This is a genomic window from Halobacterium bonnevillei, assembly GCF_009831555.1.
GTDB classification, from domain to species: domain Archaea; phylum Halobacteriota; class Halobacteria; order Halobacteriales; family Halobacteriaceae; genus Halobacterium; species Halobacterium bonnevillei.
This window is the reverse complement of sequence record NZ_WUUU01000275.1, coordinates 1-2,605: the sequence shown is the minus strand read 5'-3', so window position 1 is coordinate 2,605 and position 2,605 is coordinate 1. Positions and strand designations below refer to the sequence as shown.

At 70.9% G+C, this 2,605-nt stretch carries 4 protein-coding genes; 3 read left to right on the top strand and 1 reads right to left on the bottom strand.

What is annotated here, in order from left to right:
* Positions 1-523: NUDIX domain-containing protein (locus tag GRX66_RS18240; RefSeq protein ID WP_325064194.1), on the bottom strand; the 523-nt coding region annotated here is incomplete at its 3' end.
* A gap of 128 nt (positions 524-651) precedes the next feature.
* On the opposite strand from GRX66_RS18240, the gene GRX66_RS18235 reads away from it, so the two are divergent.
* The 3 genes from GRX66_RS18235 to GRX66_RS18225 form a co-directional block, all read left to right on the top strand.
* On the top strand, positions 652-1,152 hold the full coding sequence (locus GRX66_RS18235; RefSeq protein WP_159527755.1) for a metallophosphoesterase family protein: 501 nt from the start codon (positions 652-654) through the stop codon (positions 1,150-1,152).
* A gap of 56 nt (positions 1,153-1,208) precedes the next feature.
* Complete coding sequence (locus tag GRX66_RS18230; protein ID WP_159527754.1) at positions 1,209-1,970, top strand: coenzyme F420-0:L-glutamate ligase; 762 nt, start codon at positions 1,209-1,211, stop codon at positions 1,968-1,970.
* Positions 1,957-2,605, top strand: a 649-nt coding sequence (locus GRX66_RS18225) for a 5,10-methylenetetrahydromethanopterin reductase (RefSeq protein ID WP_159527753.1), incomplete at its 3' end; no start/stop codon positions are given. The genes GRX66_RS18230 and GRX66_RS18225, both read left to right, overlap by 14 nt.

The following is a 2,605-nucleotide window of genomic DNA, read 5'->3' as shown; positions in this document are numbered from 1 at the left end:
GAGCGACGGCCGCGACGGCGTCCCAGTCGGCGTCCTCGACGTGGGCGAGCGCTGCTTCGTCCCGCAGTACGTCCAGCGCGCGCAGCGAGAGGTACGCCGACCCGTGCTCGTCGTCGCCGGCGACCGTCTCGATGGTCGGTCGGACGGCGTCGTAGGACTGCCAGAGGTCGGGGACGGTGTCCCGCCGCAGGAGTTCGGTCGGCGGCACCCACTCGTAGCTCGCTGTCTCCCAGTTCGTGTCGACAGCGCGCGAGTCGGCGTCGAACAGGAACGGGTGGACGACCCACGTCCCGTGATCCGGGTCGATCACCTCGAAGGGGTCGCCCCGTCGCACGAACGTGACGGCGTCGCCGAGTCCGGTTTCCTCCTCGATTTCGGCGCTCGCCTGCGCGTCGGGCGCCCCCTCGGCGTGGCCGGCGACCGCACCCCAGTCGCCGGGATAGGAGCCGACGTCCTCGCTGCGCTCCAGCAGCAACACGTCCGTACCGTGTCGCAGGAAGACCGTGACGACGTCGGTGGGCACGTGCGCCGGTCCGCGGTCCAGCGGCTTCAAGGTACGCCCCGCCAACCGGCTCGGCACGTGTGCAGTGCTGTCTCGCGGCAGTCGTGGCTGCTCGAAGCTATTTCCCGGTGGCCCGTGATGTGTTGGGTATGCATCGCGTTGCACTCGTCAGTGACACGCACGTTCCCTCCCGGGCGTCCGAGATTCCGGACTTCGTCGAGGAGGCGGTCGAGGACGCCGACGCGGTCGTTCACGCTGGCGACTTCGACAGCGAGGACGCCTACGACGCGTTCGAGGAACTGGCCGACGGCGAGTTGGTAGCGGTGCGCGGGAACATGGACCCCGTGAACCTGGGGCTGCCCGCCGTGGAGACGCTGTGGGTCGAAGACCGACAGTTCGTCGTCGTCCACGGGAGCGGCCCGCTGGAGGGGTACGAGGACCGCGTCCTGCAGGCCGTCCGCGAGGACCGCGACGGCGAGGACGCCATCGGTGTCTCCGGGCACACCCACGACCTCGCGGACAAGACCGTCGAGGGCGTCCGTCTCCTGAATCCGGGGAGTGCGACCGGCGCCTCGCCGGCCGACGAGGCGACGATGCTGACCGTGGACGTCGACGGCAGCGACGTCGACGTCACCGTCGTGGGGGAGTAGGTCGCTGCCGCATCCGGTACCGCCGGGGCTTTTATCGCCGCCGCCGAAGGCGAGGTATGCACGCGTTCGCGGTGCCGGACTTGCCGGAGGTGCGCCCGGGCGACAGCCTCGCCGACCTCGTCGCCGAGCGGACCGACCTGGCTGACGGCGACGTCGTCTGTGTCGCGAGCACGGTGGTTTCGAAAGCCGAGGGGCGGACGGCGTCGCTGTCGGACTACCCGGCGGGCCCGCGCGCCAGGGAGATCGCGAGTCGGTTGGGCGAGATAACGGGCGATTACAAGGACCCGCGGTTCGCGCAGGCGGTCCTCGAGGAGTCCGTGGAGGTCCTGATGGAGGCGCCGTTCCTGTTGACGGAGACCGTGTTCGGCCACGTCGGCGTGAACGCCGGCATCGACCGGTCGAACACGGGCGACGCCGACTTCTTGTTGTTACCCAGGGACCCGACCGGGAGCGCCGAGCGCATCCGCGAGGGGCTGGACGCGGACGTCGCCGTGGTCGTTACGGACACGTCCGGCAGGCCGTTCCGGCACGGCCAGCGCGGCGTGGCACTGGGGTGGGCGGGCATCCCGGCGTCCCGCGACTGGCGCGGCGAGACGGACCGCGACGGCCACGAACTCGCGGTGACAGTCGAGAGCGTCGTGGACGAACTCGCGGCGACCGCGAACCTGGTCTCCGGGGAGGGCGACGCCGGGACGCCCGTAGTCGTCGTGCGGGACTTCGAGTTCGGCGACCACGACGGCAGCGAGGAATTGTACCGCGAGGTCGCGGACGATTTCGTTCGGCAGGCGCTCCGGGGGTGGGAGTATGCGCGGGATTGAACTCACGCCGGAGAGTCCGGTCCGAGAGGTCGCGTCGCTGGCTGCGTCGGCCGAGGACGCGGGCTTCGACGCGGTGTTCGCGTCGTGTCACTACAACAACCGCGACCCGTTCGTGGCGCTGGACCGCGTGGCGGCGGCGACCGACGACGTCATGCTCGGCCCGGGCGTCGCGAACCCCTACGACACGCATCCGGTGAAGCTGGCGTCCCAGGTCGGCACGGTCGACGAGGTCAGCGATGGGCGCGCCGTGCTGGGTCTGGGTGCGGGCGACGCGTCCACGCTCCGGAACCTCGGCGTGGAGCGCGACCGGCCGCTGCGCCGCGTGCTGGAGACGATGAAAGTCGCCCAAGACCTGTGGGACGGCGAGCGCGTCGAGCACGACGGCACGTTCGTCGCGGCGGACGCGGGCCTGAACTACGACGTCGGCGAGATTCCGGTCTACGTGGGGGCGCAGGGCCCACACATGCTCCGGATGGCGGGCAAGCACGCGGACGGCGTGCTGGTGAACGCGAGCCACGAGCGCGACCTCTCGTGGGCTGCCGACCGGGTCACGGAGGGCGAATCGGACCGCGTCGTCGAGGGGGACGTGGACGTCGCGGCGTTCGCGTCCGTTTCGATTGCCAGGGACGCGTCGG